This window comes from Mesotoga sp. H07pep.5.4, from assembly GCF_003664935.1.
In the GTDB taxonomy this organism is placed as follows: Bacteria; Thermotogota; Thermotogae; order Petrotogales; family Kosmotogaceae; genus Mesotoga; species Mesotoga prima.
The window spans coordinates 172,669-196,351 of sequence record NZ_JFHM01000031.1 but is presented as its reverse complement, the minus strand read 5'-3'; the positions used below and the strand labels follow the sequence as shown (position 1 = coordinate 196,351).

General features: G+C 44.4%; 17 protein-coding genes and 2 pseudogenes. 4 read left to right on the top strand and 15 right to left on the bottom strand.

The window, feature by feature from the left end; translation table 11 throughout:
* Positions 1-10: 10 nt before the first annotated feature.
* The 4 genes from Y696_RS13425 to Y696_RS13410 are packed head-to-tail and all read right to left on the bottom strand — an operon-like array spanning position 11 to position 7,828.
* On the bottom strand, positions 11-1,807 hold the full coding sequence (locus tag Y696_RS13425) for a M3 family oligoendopeptidase (protein ID WP_121510768.1): 1,797 nt from the start codon (positions 1,805-1,807) through the stop codon (positions 11-13).
* Positions 1,791-2,348 (bottom strand): hypothetical protein, encoded by a 558-nt coding sequence (locus Y696_RS13420; RefSeq protein WP_006487428.1) that lies wholly within the window; start codon positions 2,346-2,348, stop codon positions 1,791-1,793. The genes Y696_RS13425 and Y696_RS13420 overlap by 17 nt, the downstream gene beginning before the upstream one ends.
* On the bottom strand, positions 2,345-6,826 hold the full coding sequence (locus tag Y696_RS13415; RefSeq protein ID WP_121510767.1) for an MG2 domain-containing protein: 4,482 nt from the start codon (positions 6,824-6,826) through the stop codon (positions 2,345-2,347). Before Y696_RS13415 ends, Y696_RS13420 begins: the two co-directional genes overlap by 4 nt.
* 15 nt (positions 6,827-6,841) lie before the next feature.
* Positions 6,842-7,828, bottom strand: coding sequence for a DUF1175 domain-containing protein (locus Y696_RS13410; RefSeq protein ID WP_006487423.1), 987 nt, complete (start codon positions 7,826-7,828; stop codon positions 6,842-6,844).
* 188 nt (positions 7,829-8,016) lie between these two features.
* Between Y696_RS13410 and Y696_RS13405 the strand changes: the two genes are divergently transcribed.
* Positions 8,017-8,496: a hypothetical protein gene (locus Y696_RS13405; protein ID WP_006487421.1), complete on the top strand. Its 480-nt coding sequence runs from the start codon at positions 8,017-8,019 to the stop codon at positions 8,494-8,496.
* 110 nt (positions 8,497-8,606) lie between these two features.
* Here the strand turns inward: Y696_RS13405 and Y696_RS14550 are convergent.
* From Y696_RS14550 to Y696_RS13375, 6 genes and pseudogenes are all read right to left on the bottom strand, one after another.
* A pseudogene (locus Y696_RS14550) lies at positions 8,607-8,711 on the bottom strand (FMN-binding protein); the annotation flags it as partial.
* Positions 8,712-8,791: 80 nt separating this feature from the next.
* A complete protein-coding gene (locus tag Y696_RS13395; protein ID WP_006487419.1) occupies positions 8,792-8,989 on the bottom strand; it encodes a hypothetical protein in 198 nt (65 codons plus the stop codon).
* A gap of 153 nt (positions 8,990-9,142) precedes the next feature.
* Positions 9,143-10,486: a chromosomal replication initiator protein DnaA gene (gene dnaA, locus Y696_RS13390; RefSeq protein WP_006487417.1), complete on the bottom strand. Its 1,344-nt coding sequence runs from the start codon at positions 10,484-10,486 to the stop codon at positions 9,143-9,145.
* A gap of 193 nt (positions 10,487-10,679) precedes the next feature.
* Positions 10,680-10,859 (bottom strand): ferredoxin, encoded by a 180-nt coding sequence (locus Y696_RS13385; protein WP_006487411.1) that lies wholly within the window; start codon positions 10,857-10,859, stop codon positions 10,680-10,682.
* A gap of 32 nt (positions 10,860-10,891) precedes the next feature.
* Complete coding sequence (locus Y696_RS13380; protein ID WP_121510765.1) at positions 10,892-11,815, bottom strand: hydroxyacid dehydrogenase; 924 nt, start codon at positions 11,813-11,815, stop codon at positions 10,892-10,894.
* Entirely contained in the window at positions 11,815-12,957 is a 1,143-nt protein-coding gene (locus Y696_RS13375; protein ID WP_006487407.1) for an alanine--glyoxylate aminotransferase family protein, read from the bottom strand. Before Y696_RS13375 ends, Y696_RS13380 begins: the two co-directional genes overlap by 1 nt.
* A gap of 346 nt (positions 12,958-13,303) precedes the next feature.
* Here Y696_RS13375 and Y696_RS13370 point away from each other — a divergent pair, with 346 nt between their 5' ends.
* Both Y696_RS13370 and Y696_RS13365 read left to right on the top strand, forming a co-directional pair.
* On the top strand, positions 13,304-14,227 hold the full coding sequence (locus Y696_RS13370) for an NHL repeat-containing protein (RefSeq protein ID WP_006487403.1): 924 nt from the start codon (positions 13,304-13,306) through the stop codon (positions 14,225-14,227).
* Between the two features lie 63 nt (positions 14,228-14,290).
* Positions 14,291-15,277: a hypothetical protein gene (locus tag Y696_RS13365; RefSeq protein WP_121510764.1), complete on the top strand. Its 987-nt coding sequence runs from the start codon at positions 14,291-14,293 to the stop codon at positions 15,275-15,277.
* 1,464 nt (positions 15,278-16,741) lie between these two features.
* On the opposite strand, the gene Y696_RS13350 is transcribed toward Y696_RS13365, so the two are convergent.
* From Y696_RS13350 to Y696_RS13330, 5 genes and pseudogenes are all read right to left on the bottom strand, one after another.
* Complete coding sequence (locus Y696_RS13350) at positions 16,742-18,625, bottom strand: beta-galactosidase (protein WP_121510762.1); 1,884 nt, start codon at positions 18,623-18,625, stop codon at positions 16,742-16,744.
* Positions 18,622-19,440 (bottom strand): carbohydrate ABC transporter permease, encoded by an 819-nt coding sequence (locus Y696_RS13345; protein ID WP_006487393.1) that lies wholly within the window; start codon positions 19,438-19,440, stop codon positions 18,622-18,624. Before Y696_RS13345 ends, Y696_RS13350 begins: the two co-directional genes overlap by 4 nt.
* Positions 19,437-20,309 carry a carbohydrate ABC transporter permease gene (locus Y696_RS13340; protein WP_006487391.1) on the bottom strand — a complete coding sequence of 291 codons (873 nt, stop codon included), beginning with the start codon at positions 20,307-20,309 and terminating at the stop codon, positions 19,437-19,439. The genes Y696_RS13345 and Y696_RS13340 overlap by 4 nt, the downstream gene beginning before the upstream one ends.
* Positions 20,310-20,362: 53 nt before the next feature.
* A pseudogene (locus tag Y696_RS14545) lies at positions 20,363-21,581 on the bottom strand (ABC transporter substrate-binding protein).
* Positions 21,582-21,597: 16 nt separating this feature from the next.
* Positions 21,598-22,548, bottom strand: a complete 951-nt coding sequence (locus Y696_RS13330) for a LacI family DNA-binding transcriptional regulator (RefSeq protein WP_121510761.1) — start codon at positions 22,546-22,548, stop codon at positions 21,598-21,600.
* A gap of 734 nt (positions 22,549-23,282) precedes the next feature.
* On the opposite strand from Y696_RS13330, the gene Y696_RS13325 reads away from it, so the two are divergent.
* Positions 23,283-23,534, top strand: a complete 252-nt coding sequence (locus tag Y696_RS13325) for a hypothetical protein (RefSeq protein WP_121510760.1) — start codon at positions 23,283-23,285, stop codon at positions 23,532-23,534.
* Positions 23,535-23,683 lie beyond the last annotated feature (149 nt).

Sequence of the window (23,683 nt, the reverse complement as noted above, 5' to 3'; positions counted from 1 at the left end):
ACATATACTATCAGGAATCGATTATGTCCCGCAATCTTTCCAGAAAATTCTCCTGGATGAAGTGAAGTCCATTTTCCCAAAAGTAAGGCTCGGAAATATCTATTCCAACTGATTTCAGCAGAATCTCCGGTGAGTCTGAACTACCGCTCTCCAGCAGTCGTATATACCTTCGCTTGAACACATCCCCGTCCTCAAGGTACATCCTGTAAAGTGAGATAACCAGCAACTGAGCGAAGTTGTAGGCATAACAATAAAAAGGTGTGTGAAAGATATGTGGTATGCGAGCCCATTCGAATTTACTTTCAGGAAAAAATACTATAGTGTCTGCAAACATCAGCTTTAGTTCTTCAAAGTACAGATCAGACAGCTCTTTGAACGAAAGAAACTCCCTAGAGATAATACTGTGGGCAGCCATCTCAAATCTTGTGAACATATTTTGTCTCGCCGTCGAGGCCAGTATCTCTTCCATTCTTTTTGAGATAAGCGAAAGTTTTTCCGCCTTTCCACTAATATTGTCCAGAAGAAAATCAGTCATAAGCATCTCCGAAAAAATCGAAGCGGTTTCAGCCATGGTGAGAGGCGTCTCGTAGTTAAGATGAGTCTGTTTTGAAGAAAGCACGCCATGCAAGCCGTGACCAAGCTCATGTGCCAACGTCAAAACATCGCTAGTTTTTCCACCAAAATTCACAAGGACATAGGGGTGGACTTCAGGTGAGGCGTAATAACAAAATGCGCCACTACGTTTTCCAGGAATTATCGATCCATGAATGTATTCACCATCGAAAAAACCGGAAATAATTCGTCCACTTTGGGAATCAAAATTCCCCATTACTTCAAGTATCATATTTTTCGCTTCCTGCCAGCTGAATATATCTCTCGAATCTGCGAGCGGTGCGTAGATGTCGCTGTGAAGAAGGATTTCCTTGTTCATGACACGGGCCTTCAAACGGTAGTAATCCTGCACGATAGAATAACCTTGCGTAGTCGCGTCTATAAGATTCTCAACGGACTCATCTGAAACCTCGTTTTCAATGTTCCTCATTGAAATTGGAGAGGAGAAGTGCCTTTTGCTTGCGTCAAGATCCCAGTCCTTGGCGAGGGAGTTGTAGATGTTCGTCAGAATAACACTATTTTCCTCTGTTTTTCTGAAGAGGCTTTCAAATGCCTTTTTCCTTATCCCTTCATCTCCATGGCTTCTTAGATTCTCGACTTCGCTTTCGGTAAGGACCTTCTCTTCTCCATCAATAAAGATTCTGTATTCGAAAGTCGAGGTAAACTCGTCAAAGAGATTCAGCATAGCCATTTTCCCCGTAATGTCTTTCCTTACTATTATGTCTTCCTCGGGTTCCGATAACTGATGGTCTCTCAACGCTCGAACAAGATCGAAGTAATGTCTGTAGTTCTTCAACTCATCACATTCATTCAACTCTGAAAAGAAGTCGTCTGAAACTCGCGCCAGTTCAAGCTTAATAAACATCAGTCCACTTTCAAGCGCTGCCTCTAGATCGTCTATTCTCCGAACTAGTTTTTGAGTCGCTGAATCTGCTGTTAAAACAGAATGATTTAGATAGGCGAACATCGACAGCTTGCCTGCACGATTCAGAAGAGACTCCGATTTCTCAAGCAACCCCCTCAGTTCATGAGCACTAATATTTTCACCTGAAATCCTTCCCCTGTAATCTCTAACGAGTTCATCCTTTTCTCTTAGGACGGTCTTGATGTCTTCAAAAATAGTCTCGTCATCAAGCAAAGCGTAAAGCCTTGTCAGATCCCATTCTATTATCTCCCGTTCATTCAACTTGCTCATCAACCCCTTCTCCAAGTGCAACAACCAGTTCTCCGAACGTTCTTTCTCTTAGAATTTTCGAGACTTCTACCCAGCAGCTGAAGCTGTAAGATCTGTAAGTCATGAAATCCATCCCTGAATAATCCAGGCTTTCCACCCGGTCGAGTATCAGCTCTTTTCGACCAATCCATTCCCCCGTTACGCAACACACTATTCCTTCTTCTAACCAGTAGGGCAATCGATACTGCCTGAGAAAGAGATGGCACATTTCGTGAGCCACCGTTTGCGTCAAATTCGGGACCAAACTCAGAGGCTGAACAAAGATCGTGCTATCTTCTGCAGCTGCAATGAACCAATAGCCTAGGCCGGAGAGTTCCATGAACTCTCCGGTCGATGAAGCGATTATTAAGCGGTAAGTTCCCGTGACGGGTTTGCCTACGAGCCTTTCAAGAAGACCTTTATATTCTTCAAGTTCCGGCATTTCCCATGAAACGAATGTGCTTGTGAAGCAAAAAACTGTCATTCCAAAAAATAGAAATGCCACCAATGCCAGAGATTTCATTCGATAACCAGCACTATAGATTCGGTATTTGCCCGGTAATCCGAATCGTACATTGCCCATGCCTGAACCGGTGGAATTATGAATTCACCACTGGTGAGTATCCTCCAGCTGTTTTTGGTAACAAACTCTCCTCCTTCCCTAAAGAAGAAGGCAATTCGGTCGTATCTTGCGTCTTTGAATGTGTAGCCCCACCAGTAGTAGTCGAAGTAATAGAACTTCGTGTACCCGAGCACGTCTGCTTCCAGATTCTCCTCAACGGATATTCCGGTTGCCGGCAGCATATCTTCGACAACCACGTACGGAACGTCTTCCGGAATCTTAATGTGAACCTCAGAGACTATTGTTTCACCAGCGGTAAGAGAACCTGGGGTACCGAGTCTAACTGAATAGATCTCGACTGTCGGTTCATCATAGTAGCTCTCTTCAAAGGCTCTGATAATTATCTCGCCGTTGCTGATTCCCAGAACATCGCCTTCATACACCTTAAGACCCAATCCGTATTCTCCAAGAAGCAGCTCTCCGTCTTTGATTGAAATCTGCATGTTTTCAACCGTCTTCGATACATTTATCTCGAGAGAACCAACTTCATCCGGTGATAGGGTCTTAATGGACGAAACAACGTATGGTGAATCAATCTGCGGTGTTGTAAGGACATGAGTGTCATCCATGGGAACGGCGAGCTTCCTTCTCAGAACTCTTTTGACGATCAAACCCGAGTTTTCAGGTTCTATCTCCTCAGCTGCCACTGCTTTCTCACCATTTACTGAGACAGCTACCATTTCTGAGCTTTCGACAATTACGTTCTCTTCGCAAAATGGGATTGTAATTGATTCAGAAAGCCCACCGCTGTAAAGAACTTCTCCGCCGATCAATGAAACTTCCACTTGGGCGTTTTCCGAAAGCGAGCTACTCACGGAAGACAGAGACAGAATTGCCAGCGCCGTTGACGATGTTCTATACCAGTAGCTTCCGTTACCCATCCTCAGAAGTCTCTTCGAAATCTCAAAGATGTCCTCCGAAGGCATCTCCAGATCTACCGAAGCCTTCAGAAGCAGAGACAAAGTAACTATATCGTCGAAGAAATAATCAAAACTGGTCCCGGAAATCACGTCGTCTGCATCCAGATCTACGTATTCCATCGCTTCTTCAATTAGATCTTCAGCCTTGTCGTCCATGTTCAACGCTTCGTAGGCCAGCGAAGTCAGAATTATCGAAGGAACGTCACCTTTGAAATCGACGACAGAACCTACGGGATCCCTCAGTTTTCTGCTGAAGAGAACTATCACGTATTGAAGGAAGGGATCTGGATCTTCTTTGTAGAGAGTTTTCATCTCAGAATAGCCCATAGATACCACATCTTTATTGATAACATAACCGTTCTCTGTAGCGAGATACAAACCCAACATCACATACGCGGTCATGAATGGCGTGGAGTTATCGTCCTTCCACCAGCCCCAGCCTCCATCGTAATGCTGGTACCCATATAACCTCTCAAGTCCTTCACTTACCACTCTTGAGACCTTGTTGATGAAAGCAGTATCCGCTTCTTCCAATAGCTGAGAAGCTGCTAGTGCGGGAAGCAGTCTGCTCATCGTTTGCTCGACACACCCGTAAGGGTAATCTACCAAATACCTGACCGCCTCCAGAAGAATAGGATCAATTGTGGAAGAAATCGTAATCGTTCCTGCAGAGTTTTCTGAGAATTCGAGAGTCTTGTTTCCTTCAAGGAAATCAAGGGAACCGAATCGAGAGTAAGAAAACCTGGGCTTTATGGGAATCTCGTATTCGACTCCGTCTGAGCCGTGGCTTCCCTTGACGACAAACTTCACTTTGAGCTTCTGATCTTTCTCAGAGGACAAGAGATCCTGTACATTGACCTCGTAGCTGAATGAACGGCTCTCAAATGCTTTTATTGAAGAACCCTTTTCCTCTATTACTTCTTCGCCGAGATAGAAGCCGGTGATTACAGGTAGGGTTGAATCAAGGTTATTCTTAACAGAGAAGACAAGGTTAACGGTGTCTCCAGCAATAAGAAACTCTGGAAGAAAACTGCTGACGGTCATTGGTTTCCATGTCTCGAAACTCGATTTACTGTAGCTAAAATCACCGTTCGCACTGGAAGATAAAGTCCTTACTGTCCAGGTATCTAGATCTTCAGGCACTACAAAAGACAGTTCAGCCTGACCGTTCTCATCTGTGAAAGTTCCGGTAGACCAGAAGGCGCTATCACTGAATAGCTTTCTTGCCCTTACATCAGAGGTAAGGCTCTTCTCATCTCCACCTAGATCGCCCATGCCGAGCGGAGCACCTCCCGTAACTTTGGACTCTGCGGCCGGCGGTTGTGATTCAAGCAAATCTCCGAGTTTTGCGATAGATGGGTAGGCGGAATAGTAGAGATCATTGATGCTGATTGTGTTAAACCCTCTGTTGAAAGGACTGCCTAACGATCCCTTCCACTGATCGTAGTCCCCTTCAAATATGGATAGCATTGCCTGGGATACAACGGAAACGGTAAGCCCAACTTCGGCTGGTTTGCCTTCGGAATCGGTAACCTGGATTTTCATATTCACTGTATCACCAGGACTGTACCTTTCCTGAGTGAGAGTCTCTATTGATAGCTCTCTTGAAGACGTTTGGACTTCGATCAGGCTTGATTGGATAATCTGATAATCCCTGTATCCGACGATGAATAACATGAAATTATCGTAGGCATACCCTTCCGGTACTTCTATATAGACCGTGTTTTTCCCTTCAGTCGAACTGAATGGGAATTGACTGAATTCGCCGGAAAAATCAGAAATGATCCACAGATCCATCGGTGACGGTGTGTAGAAGACCACTTCTGCACTAGACCCTGGCTCCGCAGATTTCACCGAATCGATTAATATCGACCCATAATAGTCATAGTAACCTCCGGTGTAAACTGAGTAGGTATTTACGATTTCAGGTTCCCCTGAAGGCGAACCATTTATCTCAAAGTACACTACCGTATCTGGAGGAACTTGCCTAAGATCAATCGATACCTCTGCCTTTCCGCCGCTATCGGTTGAGAGTTCACCCTTGAAGACGTTTATTTTTAGATTCTTTTCAACGTGTTCGCCTTTATCCATTAGAATTACTGATTCCTCGTACCAGGCCTTTATCTCGAATTCCTTAGAGACAGGAGTATCGTCATTCAACCTGGTTTCGATTCTTACAAGAGCTTCATTTTCGGTGAATCTATAATCCACTAGGAAATCGAAACTTCCCTGTACAATTTTGAAATCGACCACACTCCGTGACTGCATACCTGTGTCATCTGACACAGTCACTATCGCGTAGTAGGCTCCGCTTTCAAGCTCCCCTGTGTATCCTATTACGGTCTTTCCCGAACCGTCCAGTCTTGCAGAGCCATTGTCAATGTATTGAGTGCCTTTGTAGATCGTGTAGTCTACCTTTCCAAGAGAGACCGGATCTCCAAAGTAGTATTCCGACGAGACATCAATTGTGACAGGCTCTCCTTTTCTGAAGGCACTGGTTGTGGGTTCTGCCAGTGTAAAGAAAGTAGGCTTCTTATAATCTGCAATCTGGAAGTAGTAGTAATCCTCGTTTTCACCCCATCGAACGATTATTCTGTAAGATCCTCTGGTTATTTCGGAGTATGTTCGGAAACTACCGACAACTGATCCCAGATCGTCTGGCTCCAGAGTTTGAGCGTAAACTCCTCTGTTCAAAGGATCGACTATCTCGATTTCGACAAAATCTATTTCCGGTATCTTATAACCCGATGGAGTCACTTCTCTGATGAAGGATCTGAAGTTAACTACCTCTCCAGCTTTGTAAGCCGGTCTGTCTGTAAACGTCAAAGAGATGTGCCTGGAAGAGAAATAGTAATCATACTCCCCTGGCCTCCATAGAATCGATCCCTCGGAAGACTGAACAAGTATTGCCTCTTCGGTTTTAGGAAGGTAATCGAAGACGAAAACTCCCTCTTCAGATTGCCCCAGCAGCTCCCCATCACTGAGTCTGTAAAGCGAGAAGTGATCCAGGAAGCTCCCATCATCTTTCTTCCAGAGCCTCAACATCGCTCCGTCTTCATGAGCGAGCAACTGGGCTCCAACCATGCGAAAACTCGTCATTAGCTTTGCGGTACCGGACTGCGACGAAACAACTATTAATCTTAGACCCATGAGTTCTTCTCTTGGTAAGTAGATTCTCTGTTTCTCCTTAACTGTCTGCCTAAAAGCATATAGAGGATCTCCGGAAACTCTTACATCACCAATTGTTATCGCTCCAGTAAGGTCTTCCTCGTCTAGATCGTAGATCTTGATGTCGATGAAAGAATCCTTGTCATCGGTGTAGACACTTGGAAGATAATCAAGCGAATAGAACTCCACGAAAGAGGAGCTCAGCTCGTATCCATATTGCTGAATCTCAAACGCAATCGCTGTTAACCCTGCTAAAAGAAGAATTAGAAGAAGCACACATACCTTTCTCATCGCGTTCACCCTCCATCACTTCTGGGGCAGAAACTTGAAAGCGTATACCCCTAGATAGTTTTCGTTAGTATATATTGGTTGCCATTGGTAAGGCATAGTTCTTACGTAATCATCCATACTCCAGAGTTTCAAGACACCGGAATCGGTTTCGGAAAGGGGTCCAGTATGGTATATGAGGCCATCACCGGTGAAGATCATTGAATGAAAGGTTGACGGCGAAGGATGATGGAAGAAAATTATGTCGCCAGGTCTTGCTGCTCCCAGATCCCTACCCTTAAATACCATACTACTACGAACCAGGTTGTAAGCATCGGCAAAGTAAGTGAAGGCTCCGTCGTTGCTTATGAAGATTCTGTTTCTCAGTATCGGGATATCTGGGTAGTTATACTCTCTAACGTCCGGAATCTTTCGCAGATCAATTCCAGTCTTCTCACGCCACAGATCATAGTCTACGGCTGTCTCGGAAAACCACTCTTCGTCGTGCGTCTTAAGAGCTTCTCTGGCGGCGAATCTGATCAGCCCGCTACAATCTCTTTCTTCGGATTTCCAGTTATTTGAGAACTCAATAACCTGGTAGGCAGCAATGTTCACAAACCATGCTCTGAAGTTCTCGGCGTCTTCACAGTCAAGCACCAGTTTATCAGGGAAACCGTCGGAATTACTGTCAACGAAATCATTGAACTCCAAGGAAAGGGTTTTGCTGGCTCTGAACAGGCCCTTGAAATCAACAACAATGACCGCATTCTTGTCATCAGCGCAGAAAGAATATGTCACGAGATCAGAATCGCTGTAGAAACTTTCTAGTGTTGCACCCCTTACATATGAAAGAGTAGATCTTTCATAGGTGGATTTGGGGACTGAAATGGAAAAAGACTCACCCCTTCTTACATCTGACGTCTGCACTCTTATGTTCGAGTAGTCGTCTTTGAAGTTCAGAAAGGTTGCAGATAGAACAACAGTAGTCAAGATTACCAGGAAAAGATAAGCAATGTTCATTCTCATAGACTAATCTCCTCACAGAACCGCTAGACTAGCTTACCACCTGTAAGACTTCCGAGTGATGATTTTGTTCGACTCTCCACAAGTTCATCTTACAGATCTCTAATTCATACGATTCTCCAAGAACATAGGATAGTTAGGCCTGTCGATCTGCTATCATATGAGGAGAAGATTAACCTGGGGGTGAAGCTTTGTCGAGAAGAAATTTCATCTTTCTTTTGCTTTCGCTGATTTCATTATCTATCCTTACTTCCGGATGCATTAACTATGTGCTGGCCAGACCGGAGAGTGTCCTAACCAAACTGGAGCGCGAAATAAACAGAGCCAAGGAAGACAGAATTATTGAACTCTACTCAGAAGAGGTGTGGGTGGCTACTCCGGGTAATCCCTCCGGCAGAATTCTTCCGAAGCACAGCCTTGCCTCTTTCTACTCGGACTTTTTCGAGCTCTACGAAGACATAAGTATAGAACTGCACTCTGAAGAAACCCTTAGAGATTCTCTGGAAGCAACCATGACGGTCTCTTTTACACTCGAGTATTCTTACGAAGGAAAGAGGTATTACGACATCGGAGAGGGAAGTATTCTGTTATCGGGAATAGATAATCATTGGCAGATTTGTGGGGAAAGAAACAATCCGATACTGAGCCTTTTCGAACCTGCAGAGATGTAAGATTCAAACTTAAAGGAAGGCTCTCGGCAATTACGGTTCCACCGCTGAATCTCATTCTGTTCTGGGACTGTTAGTGGGATACATCGAGAACTGTAACGATAGATGCACCATTATTTGGGAAATGAAGAAGCCTCATCTAGTGCGTTTTTGACCGCCGCAACGATAGACTCGCTTGGGGTTGTAGCTCCAGTAACCAAATCAACATCGGGACTCTGTGCTTCAAGTACTCTATCCGCAGTTCCTTAAGCTCTTATGTCATATCTATCCGATTGATTCTTGAGTATTCGTATTTCGATTATTCTCTACTGGAATCTATCACCTCCAGACTTATACATCCTTCACTTACGGCAAAGACTCCATCAACCATGTTTGGAAATGCTCCTGACTTCTCATTCATCGATTCTCGAAGTCTGCTTGCCTGAGAGTCGGAAATTGTCCCGATGATCGTAGCTGCAGATACCAAGAATAGCAAGAAACTAACTGCATATTTCATTCTTACCTTCCAGACTAAGTAAATTTCACTGAATCTACTATCTGTTGGATAAAGAGTGGTGGAATTTCCACAAAGAAATATTCAGATTAAGGTTGTCCGGATTAGTTGGCTTGACAAGAAAAGTTGAAAGAGATCTGGCAGCATAACGAAATTTCATACTGCGGCCGAATTTGAAGTTATTATCCCGATGACATCGTCGTACAGGAGTTTTGTTGCTCCCTTGCCCATCATTACACTCTTGTCGATCTTCTTCAGTGAGTGTATCACCGTTGAGTGCTGTTTCCCGGTTTCACGCGCTATTTCAGTTACTTGCTTACCAAAATGATTCTTCAGAATGTACATAGTTAACTGCCTCGCAAGAACAATGTCCTTGCTCCTGCTCCCCGATTCGATTTCTTTCTTAGTAACCTTCATCGTCTTCTCAATAGCGGAGTAGATCTGGTCAATCGGTCTCTGGAATGCTGGAACGTTTATCGAGCCAGTGAAAGACTGGAGAATCTGGGTTGCCAGAGATAGATCTATCTGTGATCTAAAGACACTACTGTGTACAATCAGTTTTATAATTGCTCCACGCAATCTTCTGAGGTTACCATCGATGTTGTCCGCGAGAACTTTGGCAACATCATCCGGGAGAGATACGGATTCCCTTTGAGCAAGCTGCTTGGCAATATGAAACCTGGTAGATGGGCGGGGTTCTTGAATTGACATCAGCATTCCCATCTGGAACCTTGACTTAAGCCTGCTGTGGAATGTCTCTAACTCCTCGGGATTTCTGTCGGAGCAGATTATCAACTGTTTCCCCGAATCGTGAAGTTCATTGAAGGAATGGAAAAACTCATTCTGGACACCTTTCTTGCCTATTAGAAACTGAATATCGTCTATCAGAAGGATATCGGATTTCTTCCTGTAATGATCTCTGAACTTCTGAATGTTGTTCTCTTTTATCGACTGAATCATGTCGTTCATGAACTGTTCGCTTGTTATGTAGAGAACCTTCTTGTCAGGAAAGTTGCTCATGGTCTCCTGAGCTATTGCCTGCAGAAGATGAGTCTTTCCCAATCCCACTCCCCCATAGACAAAGAAGGGATTATACTTCCCCGGATTCTGGGTTACGTCCAGCGCCACTTCATAGAGGGCTTTGTTTTCACTTCCCACAACGAAGTTACTGAACGTATACTCTGGATTTAGATTTGAAATCATCAGAGGCTTTCTCTTCAACAGAGAACCGGATATCTGGTCGCTGGTCGAATCTACAGAGGGAGTCTCCTTGTTCTTGTACACAATTTCAAAAGAGACTCGCCTGCCGAGAATCTCGGCTATAGAATCGGAAATGACAGCTCCATATTTTGTCTGAAGCCAGTCCTTGATGAACAGGTTGGCGACCGAGAAAACGACCCTTTCATCTTCGACTGCCTTCAACTCAAATGTGGAGAACCAGTTGTCCCACGTTTTCTTTGAGACCTTCTTCTTCAAAGTGCTTATAATAGAATTAGACACAACGACCTCCACGGAATAATGCTATAACCCTGAAGCGAACCGCAAAATAGGAAATATTTACAATAAATCTTTCCGAAGCAATTACTACTATATCAGACTTAACACTCAGAAAAAATAGACAAATTTTGTGTTCCACTATAGAAAGGGGCAGATCATTTGTCTGCCCCTACATGTGAACGTTAAGAATTGGAAACTATTCTACTTTTATTGCCTGAACTGGACAGGAGTCTGCAGCATCCTGAGCACAAGCCGCTTCCGTCTCGGGAACAATAACCTCGGCCTTTCCATCATCATTCATTTTGAAAACCTCGGGACAGATTCCCTCGCAAACTCCACATCCAATACAAGTATCTTTGTCCACGTAAACCTTCAACGTTTACACCTCCACCAGAAAAATCATGTGAATTATATCATGCTCTTGCATTCTTCTACGATAATCTTGGCCATTTCAAGGCCAACCCTTTTCTGACCTTCAGTCGTGCTTGCTCCAACATGAGGAACACATATCACATTACCCAACCCGATCAATTTCCTTCTAAGTTCGTCAGAGGGGGGCTCTACTTCAAAAACATCCAGGGCAGCTCCGGAAACCTTTCCAGAAACTAACCCGTTATATAGGGCCTGCTCATCTATCGTTCCCCCTCGGCTTGTGTTAATGATGATAACGCCGTCTTTCATCGCTGAGATCTCTTTTTCACCAACAATGTGTTTCGTTTCGGCTGTTAAAGGAATGTGGAGCGAGATGACATCTGATTTATCGAATAGAGAATCCAGTGAAGAAACAAGTTCAATTTCCATCTCGGTTTCCTTCACAAATGGATCGTAAGCACAGACATTCATTCCAAAAGCAATAGCCCTCTTCGCGACTTCTCGGCCTATTGCCCCAAATCCTATAAGACCAATCGTCTTGCCGAATATCTCTGTACCTTTCAGTTCCTTCTTTTCCCACTTTCCTTCCTTGATGCCGTACGTACCTCTTGGAATGTGCCTTACAAGGCTGAGAAGCAAACCGAAAGTGAGTTCGGCCACCGAGATGGCGTTGGCTCCGGGTGTGTTTCTAACCATTATGTTGTGCCTTTTCGCAGCCTCAACGTCAACATTGTCCAGTCCAACTCCGGCCCTTGCAATCAACTTTAGCTTCTTTCCGGCATCGATCACCTCAGAGGTTACCTTCGTTGCACTTCTCACGACCAAGATCTCTATATCGGGCATCTTCTTAAGCATCTCATCTTTATCTAGATGCTCAGCAGTTATCTCGAACAGCTTGCTGTCCTCAAGGATCTTCATTGCATCCTTGTCGAGAGGATCGTTAGCGTGTAGTCTAAGCATCAAGCGCCCTCCTTCTCGAAAATCTCCATAGCAACTCTTGCTCCGGTTCCGTACTCCACCTTGAACCCTAGCCTTCTGAGGACTTTCTCGAGAGATGTCAGGGCAATAATGACATCGTAGTCCGACATATACCCGAGGTGGGCTATCCTGAAGATATTTCCTTTCATCGAACCCTGTCCACCGGCTATCGTTACTCCATATTCGTCTCTCATTATGGAGACTATTTTGCCTCCGTCGACACCTTCAGGCACCTTGACAGAAGTAAGCACATTTCCCGGCCTCTTGGAGAAAAGCTCCAACCCCATGGCTTTTATGGCTTCTCTCGTTGCCTTCCCCATTAGTTCGTGTCTCGCCCACACGTTTTCCATTCCTTCTTCGAGAAGCATTTTTACGGCAAGACTCTGCTGATAGATCAGGTTGACAGCTGGCGTCCATGGAATAGGATCCTTCAAGTATTTCTTCAGGTTGAAGTAAAAACTGGTAGAACTAACGTTCTTGGACTTTTCGATAGCCTCTTTACTGAACGATATGAAAGCCAGTCCAGGAGGTAGCATAAAACCCTTCTGAGAGCCAGATACAACTATATCAAGCCCCCAGTCATCGGTAAGCAAACGTTCGGCAACTAAACCACTAATGCCGTCTACTGCGATGAGTTTGCCCGCTTTCTTCACAACTTTACTTATGCCTTCGATATCCATTACTGTTCCAGTAGATGTTTCGCTAAGGGTTGTAAGAACAGCAACTGCATCGGGGTTTTCATCCAGGGCTCTTTCAACCATTTCCGGGGTGTAGAAGTCTCCATAATCTCTTTCAACCAAGACTATCTCCGCACCGAAAGTCTTCGCAAGTTCAACCCATCTCTCGCCAAACTTTCCAACGCTACAGACTATTAACTTCTCTCCGGGATTGACTATGTTTGCAACGGCCATTTCCATCGCTCCCGTACCGGAAGAAGCAAGGATAAAGAGATCGTTTTGTGTCCTGAAAACCTCCTTCGTCCCGTTTACCGCGTTTTCAAAAATCTTCTTGAACTGCGGAGTTCTGTGATGAATCGTATCCTTTGCACCCTCAAGCAGAACGTCGATAGGAACCGGCGTCGGGCCTGGAGCAAGTAAATAGTTCTTCTTGATCATCTTTGCCAATTGGGCCACCTCCAATCCAATCTGGTTTGTAATGGGTTTTTATACTCAACGCTACAACATAAAATTGACCACAAAAGATTGCTTATGAGGGGAACTGTGGCTCATCTATAGTTTAGAGCACTGCTGCCTCCCTGACAACGCCCTGTATTCTCAAATTAAGTCTTTAATTGCTCTTAAAAGCATTCCATCACTTTTTTGCTTGGTTTTGCTCCTCTATCAATCTTGTGATGCAATCTGCCACACTCCACGGACATTTCCTAAAACGACTGTATAAGAACGAGAAATTTCTGGCACTTCGAGTGTTAATATCAGACAAGCAAATAAAAAGCTTGAAGGGGTGAAGTCTTTGAAGAATTTTGTCCTTTTGCTTTTGGCACTTCTTGTTTCCGTTCCAACGTTTGGTTCTTCTGTAGTTTTCGAAAAGTCTTGGGGAGTTCAGGGAACTAAGAATGGTCAATTCAGCGATCCGCAAGGGATTTTCGTTGACGGAAAGGATTTAGTCTACGTTGCTGACACTTTGAACCACAGAATTCAGGTATTCGACAAAAACGGTAAACACAAAACCTCATTTGGTAGCTATGGCAGCGAAAACGGAGAGTTTCTCTTTCCCCACGATATAGTGGTGGATTCAAAGGGCTTCATCTACGTTGCAGATTCTCAGAATGGAAGAGTACAGAAGTTTTCAAGCAAGAACAAGTTTGTCAAATCGTGGGGAAGCAAAGGACCGGAACCAGGTCAGTTTGATGGACCGATGTATCTTGCAGTCGACAAATCTGACCGCATATATGTTGGTGATGCCTTCAATCAAAGAGTTCAGGTATTCGACAATGAAGGAACGCTTATACTTACTGTGGGAGCAAAAGTCGGGATGTTTGATGCAATGAATCCCGGGAATCTTGCAACAGTATCTGGTCTCAGTGTTGACAACAATGGATACATATACATCTCGGACGATATAGTGAGAAGAATTCAGAAGTATGATCCCGAGGGAAACTTTGTTGCTGAATGGGGCTCCGGTTATAGCGGAAAATGGGGGCAACCCGGAGGGTCAACAATCGATAGCTCTGGTAATCTTCACTACATAAATAAAATGAATAATATGGTTGTTGTTCTTGACCCGAAGGGCAGCTTCCTTTTCGAGTGGGGAGGTTCAGGAACGGCGAGCGGTTTGTTTACGAGACCGATTGACCTCTATTTCAGTGATGATGGCTCAGTGTTTGTGCTTGAGCAATCGGGCAACAGGATCCAGAGGTTCGGCATTTCTTACTGACACAAGATTGGATCGAAACAGATTCAAAGTGAAAAAAGGGAGAGATTAAAGGAGGTTGTTTTCATGAAAAAGTTGACTATTCTGTTGTTATTGGTATTGTCGGTTTCAAGTATTGCTCTTGCGCAACGGCTATTGCCTCAGGACAGTGCAAGGTTCATAAGCATTGTCACAGAGGGAACTTTCAATAACTTTCCAGACAATTTGATCGGTGAATCATTTGAAGCGTTCTTTGAAATGCCCAGGTGGAAATATTCTAAAGAGGGAACCGAAAACATTGTCGAGTTCAGCGGCAATTATCTTGATGAAAATGGTGAAGCGGCAACAGTGAAGATGCGCTTCTTAGTCAAGGAGGAAGATTCAACCTTCATAATGAATTACTGGGAGATCAACGGTGTTCCTCAGGACAACAGTAATCAGTTTGCGTTCCTGGAAAAGATCTTCCTGCCTGAGCGGGCAGACGTCGCAATCTCAGTAGTTAAGGAAGGCTATTTTTACGATTATCCCGACAAGATAATCGGCGAGTCTTTCAGCACCTATTTCTCAGATGGGAGCTGGGATTACTTCGTTACCGCCGACAATCAGGATGTCGTTGAGTACATTGGCTTTCTTTACGAGGAAGATGAAACTATAGAAACGGTTTTCCAATTCACTGTGAACTTGGATGAACGCACTTTCGAAATTGCGTATCTGGGAATAGACGATGTCTCCCAGGACGATGAAGCTATCGACACGCTGCTTGCTTCGATACTGGACTCCAAGATCACCGAAGTCAAAAACTCCTATTTCGATGTTTACTACAACTGGATGACCCTGGGCGAGGCATTCGATGGCTTCTTCTACGAACCACACTGGGACTTTTTCGTTTCAACTGACGATCTCAATATAGTTGAATTCTACGGAACATTTGATCTAGGAGGGATTCCCGCCGAAGTATATGCTCAATTTGAAGTTTATGAAGACGGTACCTTCGACCTTTACTACTGGGAGATAGACGAGCAATACGAAACTATAAACGCGTTTTATCTACTTCTAGAACTTATCTACTACTGATAAACAACCCAGAGGGCCCACGAGGGCCCTCTGTTTTTTTGTGTAAGTTTTGAGGTAAGGCAGTATCGATTGATCCAGGTTGTATGCGCTTTCCTTTGCAAACACCATTTCCTTCAATCTGCAGAACTTCCAAAAATCATGAAAACTTCCGAGAGGTTCAGGCGAGAATTTCGTTTACGGAAGCGATCTACGGATCCGTCAAGGTGAGAAGGAGGTTTATATGAGAAGGATAGATTTGTTCTTGCGTTGATACTGCTGGTGCTGTGATTTCCGGAATATCGTTTTTTGGGAGATCCACGGATATTTTTCGCAAAGATCTTGACCTTTCTACATTTTCTGAGATCAGCCCAATATTCATTTCTACAGCCCTATCGAGATTCAACGTCAAGTCAAACAATCCCGCTCATGTTGCAATTCGTGGTTCATTTTTCGATTTACAGCCGTTGAGGCTTTGGTCTACCGGCAACCACATGGCTCTTTATTCTTCGGTGCGGGCGTTTACTTGCGAGCTGAAAGTACTTCCCCACACAAGGAAAATAAGACGGCTGGCCTAGAATCGGCCGGACCACCCGTAGTAGCTCTCGATGAACTCCGGACTTATGATGGAAAAGAATAAAAAGAAAAGTTACGTTGCAGTAGATGGAAAGGTCTATGACTTTTCCCGACTAAACAGGCGGCAGAACGACTCTCGCCAGGCCGGGATGCATCTCGCTGGGAGGGAGCTGACATCCGAGTAATGCAAAGGCTCTCCGCGAAGTGTTCGCGAAATTCCGGGCGTTGAACCGATAGCAATAGTGGAACAATAGTTGACGAGCTTGAAGATAGAAAAGTCATGACGGCGAAAAAGCGTATGTTGCAGTAGAAGGGAAGGTTTACCACGTGATCGAGATTGCTCTTTGGAGAAACGGTTATCATCAGGGTCAACCCCATGGTGCAGGACGAGAACTGACTAGAGATATTCTCGCAGACTCTCCACATGGAACCGCCGAACTCGGGAAAATATTTGGTAGGCCTGCTTGTCTTCACTCGGGAGCAACTCTCAAGATTCAACGGCGTTGAAGAACCCAGGCGGCTGGCCTCTCACAACGGCGCAATATTCGATGTTACAGATCTAGAATCCTGAGGAATGGATTCCGGGGTAGAGATGTGATGGAAACTTCGCAGCTTCTGAAATAGAATTGCTAGAAACGCCGGTCAAAATTGGCTGCCCTGTCATTGATGAATAGGACCCATGAGAAGGGGTTCTATCTGAATCATCCTGTGTTTCGATCTTAAATGCTGGTTTGCTTTTCGCGCAATTGTCGGATGAAAGGCAAATACTGTGCTGATTTGGGTATACGCAGACCAAGAATTCGCGAGAAACAGTTCTTCAATAATAAGCTGGGTTCAGAAGTATCACTTCTTCCTGTAGTGGCCATGTCAGATTTGGGCCGCTCGAATTTACTTTCCAAAACATGAAGGAACTCATCCATTGTTCTTAGATAAGCCAGTTTGGAGTCTCCTGACCTCGTACTCATTAAGAGTGTAGTCCTTCCCACCGACTTCCATTGTTATGCTATGTGGAAAAGGATTTTGAAGAATCGTGTTAGATTCGTCCTTAATAACTCTTCCAGGCCCACTTGCTTTTCTTTCTATTCCGGCTTCAATAAGAAGAGTTTGGAAAGACCCGATTTCAGGAACTGTGCTCAAGTAATACATGTTCGCTCTCTTTACTAGAGCAGGATGATTAGTAAAAGGCCCATTTAGATAGACGGCAAGTACCTCACAATCTTCGCTCGGGAGAATTTTCTCTACAACAAAGGAGCCATTGAAAACATGGTCGGTAAAAGATATCTCTACTTTCGTCTCAATTCCTCCTGCATCAACGACTCTAAGACCCATTAGTTCAGTGATAAAACTTTCTTCGGTCTTCTTGATGAAATTGCGCCCATCTTTTTGATCCGTAAGAGCCGTGAAGAAAATATCCCCTTTAAACCTCCTCAGCTCTTCGACGAAGCATCGTTCAAGTTTGAAACTTGAAGGAACGAAAGCCAGTAAATACCCTTCCAATGAATCGCCGGGAAAAACGAAATCCACGTTGTAACCAAGACTTCTAACTGACTTATAGACCGGCAAAATTCCGTCTAGTAACAAATCGAATTTGTTGTTCAAATTGTCCGTATCATTTATCCAAAAATTCTCATAGTCAATGTAAATCGCCGCTTCTCTTTGTGGAAAAACAACACTCCAGTCTTTTAATTCTTCTATAGCTTTTGAAAAAGCTTGTGCACGTTCGGTGGGTTCACCATCATAGTCGATTAATCCAGTATGAAATTGCTCTGAACCAAAAGGCAGTTGCCTGAATCTGAAGATCAGCGATCCGAATGCACCGTGTGCAAAAGACTGCTTTACCCAAAATGACAGCTGACTGCTTTCGTATGAAGGATTCACAGTGCGCCAGTTAACCCTTCCTGGCTGTTGTTCCATGACGAGAAAGGGCTGTTTCTTGAGGGAGCGCATCAGATCATGGTTGAGAGCTTGAAGATCTGGATCGTAATCCCCTACAATGTAGTTGTCCCATGATACGAAGTCGATAGAGTCTGAAAGCTTTTTATAGTCTATTTCCGTAAAGTTTACCATAAGATTGTGGGTTATAGGTGCTTCGCTCTTTCTCATGATGATCTCCCTCTGCAGATTATGATAGTCTATCGCAGAATCAGAGGAAAATCTTTTATAATCTAGTACCAGGGAAGGGTTTGGCGAAGTAAGAGTCCTTCTTGGCGGTTCTATCTCTTCCCAGTCATTGAAAATCTGACTCCAAAAAACCGTTCCCCAAGCTTTGTTAAGCTTATCGATTGAACCATACTTTTTCTTCAGCCAAACTCTGAATGCAACCGCACAATCCTCGCAAAAGCAGACTGTAGAATTGTGACATCCAAATTCATTATCGATTTGCCATGCAACTATCCTCGGATCGTTGCCAAAGTGATCGGCAAAAGCTTCGACTATTCTTGATGTCTCCTCACGATAGATCTTCGAGTTGAAACAGTAATGCCTTCTACTGCCACTTGCTATGACGAGTCCGTTGACATCCTTCTGAAGTATCTCAGGGAACTCTTTCGTTAGCCAGGGTGGAGGCGTACAGGTAGGAGTTCCCATAATCACTTTTATTCCTTCTGAATCGAGAAGATCAACCGCTCCATCGAGAACGGAAAAATCAATTTCGCCTCGTTTTCTCTCGACTACGCTCCAGGAGAATTCTCCTATCCGTACTACGTTGATCCCGATTTCTCCCATTGTTCTTACGTCTTTTTTCCAACGCTCACGAGGCCAGTGCTCCGGATAATAAGCCGCTCCAAACCAATTCATCCCTTAACACTCCCAACTGTAAGTCCTTCTATGAAGTACCTCTGGAAAAGAAGAAATACTACCAGAGGGACGACTGCTGCAATTATAGACCCGGCAGCCATAACATTCCAGCTCGTAATCCACTGACCCTGAAGATTTACAAGACCTAAGGTAACAGGCTTGAATCTGTCGCTTTGTATCAGTATTAGAGACCAAAGATAGTCGTTCCATATCCATGTGAACTCGAGAATTCCCAAAGCTGCCATAGCAGGTACTACGAGAGGTAAAACAATTCTTCTGTATATCAAGAAGTGACCGGCTCCGTCAATCATCGCAGCGTCGAATATACTTGCAGGAATTGTCTTCATGAAGTTCCTCAAAAAGAAAGTGCAGAAACCAAGCTGAAATGCAATATGAAAGAGAATAACACCGATATAGCTATCGTAGATTCCGAAAGAGATCGACATACGATATACCGGTATCAACAGCATCTGAAACGGAATAAGCATGCCGCCCACAAAAATCATCAAAATAGTTTTGGAAAGTCTGAAATCGTACCATGCCAATGCGAATGCGCCCAGACTGGAAAGGAACAGCGCGCCAAGAACGGAAGGCACTGTAATTATAAATGTATTCATAAAGTATCTGCCCATATTGGCGTCCTGCCAGGCAGTTGCGTAATTCTCGAATCTCAGTTCTTTTGGTGGTTCCCACCATCTTCTTCCCATCATGAGTTCATCCATGCTCTTCACTGAAGTAAACATCGTTATGACAAAAGGCATTAGCCAGACTAGCACCAGGAGGGTGGCGAATATGTAGAAAAGGGTCTTCTTCATTCGTTTCCGACCTCCTTTTTCAACACATTCCGCATATATACAACAATGAATACCAGAGTAATCAAGAACTGAATTGTTGCAATTGATGATCCGTAGCCCATCCTGTAATTATTGAATGCCTTAATGTACATGTAGTTCGCCATCACAGATGATGAGTAGAAAGGTCCGCCGCGTGTCAGAACATAGACAATATCGAAAGCCCTGAGAGAATCGATAACGCTTACCGTAACGGCCACAACGGTCGCTGGCTTGAGCATCGGAAGCACGACGTTCCAGAATCTCTTCCAAGGACCAGCGCCATCAACCGTGGCAGCTTCAACTAGTTCCCTCGGAACACCCTTAAGCCCGGCAAGAAAAAGAACCATAGCGTAAGAAATCTGCCTCCAAGACGCTGCCATTATCAGAGAGTAGGTTACTACGGAGGGGTCGCTCAACCACGAAACGCCTTTGAATCCCAGCAACGCCAAAAAACTGTTCAAAACGCCGCTTCTTGGCTCGAGAATCCAGGACCAGATCTGTCCAATGACAACGAACGAAAGGGTCATAGGAAGATAGACAAGTGTCTTGTAAAGCTTGTTTCCCCGAAAGTTCTGGTCTAGAAGAAGAGCAATCCCCAGGCCCGCAGGTACGCATACCACCGCAAATCCAATCAGCCACTTAATATTGTTGATCAAGGAAACAATGAAATATGGGTCTCTGAACAATTCTCTGAAGTTGTCCAGGCCGATAATATCTTTGGACATCGAGACCCCGTCCCAGCTGGTGAAGCTGAGAAGAAGCGTACTGATCAATGGATATATGACCCATATAGAATACATCGTAAGAGGAAGGGCAAGGAAAGCCCATGGAACCCATCTCTTGCTTCTCATTATTTCCTCCAAATGAAGGGTGGGTCCTGCCGACCCACCCTGTACAGAAAGCCTTATTTGTAGATTCTGTTTCGTTCGGCTTCGAGATTCTTTAGAATCGTATCGAGTCTGGAAGGGAAGGTCATGAATTCCACAAAGCCGTTCATTCCCGCATTAGCCATTTCTGGATCGGTATCCCGATCGTAGAACTGCATCACTCCGTCAGATGAAAGTATCATTTCCAAACCTTTCTTGGCGTGGTCGTCCGGTGCGGGGACATGCTTATTGGCAGCCAATCTTCCAAGTTCCGTGGCAAAGTATTCTTGCGCTTCCTTCGAAGCGATGAATTTGAGGAACGTCTTGCCTGCCTCTTTGTTCTTGGCGTTTGCCGGCATCATGAAGCCGTCGATTGGTGTGTCTTCGTAAAGACCAAGATTACCATCAATAATAGGGAACCTGAAGAAGTCAAGATCATCCTTCACATCAGGTGGAGCAACATCCTTTATGAACTGCCCCATCAGGTACATGCCTGCTTCTCCTGTGAAGAGATAGGTGGCAGCTTCCTGCCATGTGTAGGACGTTGCATCCTCATTGAAATAACCGTTTTCTACAAGCTGTTTCCAGTACTCGAAAACCGCCTTCATCCCATCGTCAGTATATGGGATTTCTCCGTTTGTCAGCTTTAGAGCGTAGTCGATTCCGTTAACTCTCATGTTCAGGTAATCAAAGACCCCCGGTGGCAGTCCATAGATACTTTGTCCCAATGGTTATAGGGATCATGTCATTTGCCTTCAATGTCTCACAGACGTCCTGAAATTGCTTCCAAGTTAGGGGTACGGTGATCCCCAGTTCTTCGAAAACGGACTTTCTATAGTACACACCCCACCAGTACCATGATTGTGGCAGGAAATAAATACGATCTTCGTAACTAGAAGCGCTAACAAATGCCTTTGGGAAATCTGCTTCAAATCCATTCTCAAAGATATCATCAATTGGTTCGAGAAGATCCTTGCTGGCAAAATATCTCATTCTTTCACCAGCAAACCAGGTGACAACGTCAGGCGGATTTGATGAAGTAAGCCATGTTCTGAGAAGCACTTTGAAATCCTCATGTGCAAACGTGTTCACGGTTACCTCAAAGTCCGGGTACATTGATTCGAACTGTTGTACAAGTTCCTCAAAAACTCTCTTCGGTTCCGGGTCAGACATATAGGAATTCACAACCAGTTGTTGAATCCCCAAGCCTACCAGAGCCACCGAAACGAACAGAATGACCAACAAAACTCTTTTCACTTTCGCCACCTCCTGTTTACGCGCTCTTGCGTCGTATGAATTCCGGTGTAAAGACCATTTTTCTTACCTCGTCTCCCAATATTGTCTTGAAAGCTTCTTTCACCATGCTACGAATCGGAATTCTTAAAGTTGTTATGCCAGCAATTTCGGCCATATAAACATCGTCATAGCCAATAACCTTAACTTCACTTCCTAGTTCTATTCCCCTTTCTTCCAATGCCTTCATCACTCCCAGAGCCATCATGTCGTTGTAGCAAAAGAAAGCCTGAGGAAGCTTCTGCATTTCACTAACAGTTGCGCAAGATGCCTTCCAATCAACCTCACAATATATCACTCTGTCTTCAGGCACGTGTCCAAAACCTCTCATAAACCCTTCCATTCTTCCTCTTGTAGTAAACTTGCGAGGATTCCCCATCATCATTACAACATCTTTAATTCCAACACTCTTGAGATAAGCTCCTGCCTTCGCCGCACCTGTGATTTCATCGATGGAAACCTCCGAAATTTCGTCGTTTTCAAAATGAACGCCGAAGGAAACTATGTCTGTTCCCGAATTAATCACATCAATTAAGTGAGAGCTCTCATACCCCTCAGGAGCCACCAGAATTGCATCAACCTTTATGTCCAGAAGCGACTTTATAGCCTTTCTCTCCTGATTAAGCTTCTTGCTTGTGTCTGAAACAATAATGGCCATATTGTTCTCTTCAGCAAGGTCTTCGAGATCTCCAACCACCTGTGAATAGAATGGGTTCCTGATATCGGAGACCACTATCCCAATTCTGCCAGTCTTTCCACCCCTGAGAATTCTCGCGTCTTTGTGAGGCTCATAGCCCAGCTCACTTATTGCTCTTAGGACTCTATTTCTGGTTTCATCGCTTACCGAATCCTTGGAGTTGATCACTCTGGATACTGTCATCATGGATGTCCCGGCTTTTTTTGCTACTTCTCGCAAGGTGGCCCTTTTCACAAACGATCCTCCTCTGCTTGTTAACGTTAACAGTTAACGTTAACATTATACATCCGATTATTCGGTTGATTAAACCCGCATACTCCTGATCCGGATGAAAGAGGGGGAATCTGGATCGAATGAAGGCAATTTTCTTTCTTAGATGCAAGAAAACGACGTGAATGGTGGTTTTTCACTGGCGTTAGGAAGATATCTGGACTTTCGTGCTGAACTGATTTTTATGAATTAAGCAGGATTTCCGCAGTTTTAGCTTTCAGTGCTCCATGCCTTAATTTCTTGAGTTTCTTGCTTGTTCACCTTGAAAGCCTGGTGAGTCTGAGCGAAGGCAGTTGTCGATATGGCAAATTCCTAAGATAATCTCGAGAGACGATCTAGAAGATCGTTTGGATGCCTGAAGGCGAAATGATTATAAGACGAAGCTAACCCTCTGCACGGTCGGAGCAAGATAAAGGCGAATCGTTGCTGTCTTTGAACAAGAAAAAATCAGAGAAGTTGTTGGAAATCTTCCGCAAAGCTGCTGATCTACAAGAAGAGTTTGAATCCATGAGAGTTTCTTTCTCTTTGAGTCGACTCCTTACAAGCATCTGGATAGTTGAAGTTGCAGATTTCCTTTCTTAATGGCCATAGCTGGAGTCCAGGGGACCTCCAGAGTTTGGGTTGAAAGATAATTCACTATTTGAATAGGGGGGAGCACAGGGATAAAGAAAACTGTTCCACCCGAACTTGAGCTTCTCTTGGCATCGACTCTTACCTACGCCCGTAGGGCAGCAGTTCAGAGGAAAGAGAAACGGTCAGCCTATCTCTTAAAGAGTGCATCGGGTTTTGTTGATGAAGATGGAGACAGAGTGAATGAGTTGTTTCCAAACGAAGGGCAGACGCTTTGGCATGGTCTGAGAGACGGCAATCTCAAGAGGATGAATCGTCCGACAAAGACAAGGGTCATCAAAGAAACTTCGCCAATCGCTGAGGCTGGAGTTCAGTTTTGAGAAGGAGGGCGAAGCCCCTCTTTTTCTATATCAGGTAGCGCAAGTACTGATTGATATTCACGGGGAAGTGATTTCATGTTCTAGCCCAATGTAAATGATTTACATCAACTTGTTCCTCGGCGAAAAATGAATCAAAATCGCAAAATCAA

What these genes read in the sequence shown, in the direction of transcription:
- Y696_RS13395 (WP_006487419.1), bottom strand. Translation starts at nt 8,989, where the DNA reads ATGAAATATGCAGTTAGTTTCTTGCTATTCTTGGTATCTGCAGCTACG.
- Y696_RS13365 (WP_121510764.1), top strand. Translation starts at nt 14,291, where the DNA reads ATGAAAAAGTTGACTATTCTGTTGTTATTGGTATTGTCGGTTTCAAGT.
- Y696_RS13350 (WP_121510762.1), bottom strand. Translation starts at nt 18,625, where the DNA reads ATGAATTGGTTTGGAGCGGCTTATTATCCGGAGCACTGGCCTCGTGAG.
- Y696_RS13380 (WP_121510765.1), bottom strand. Translation starts at nt 11,815, where the DNA reads ATGCTTAGACTACACGCTAACGATCCTCTCGACAAGGATGCAATGAAG.
- Y696_RS13345 (WP_006487393.1), bottom strand. Translation starts at nt 19,440, where the DNA reads ATGAAGAAGACCCTTTTCTACATATTCGCCACCCTCCTGGTGCTAGTC.
- Y696_RS13340 (WP_006487391.1), bottom strand. Translation starts at nt 20,309, where the DNA reads ATGAGAAGCAAGAGATGGGTTCCATGGGCTTTCCTTGCCCTTCCTCTT.
- Y696_RS13410 (WP_006487423.1), bottom strand. Translation starts at nt 7,828, where the DNA reads ATGAGAATGAACATTGCTTATCTTTTCCTGGTAATCTTGACTACTGTT.
- Y696_RS13415 (WP_121510767.1), bottom strand. Translation starts at nt 6,826, where the DNA reads ATGAGAAAGGTATGTGTGCTTCTTCTAATTCTTCTTTTAGCAGGGTTA.
- Y696_RS13425 (WP_121510768.1), bottom strand. Translation starts at nt 1,807, where the DNA reads ATGAGCAAGTTGAATGAACGGGAGATAATAGAATGGGATCTGACAAGG.
- Y696_RS13420 (WP_006487428.1), bottom strand. Translation starts at nt 2,348, where the DNA reads ATGAAATCTCTGGCATTGGTGGCATTTCTATTTTTTGGAATGACAGTT.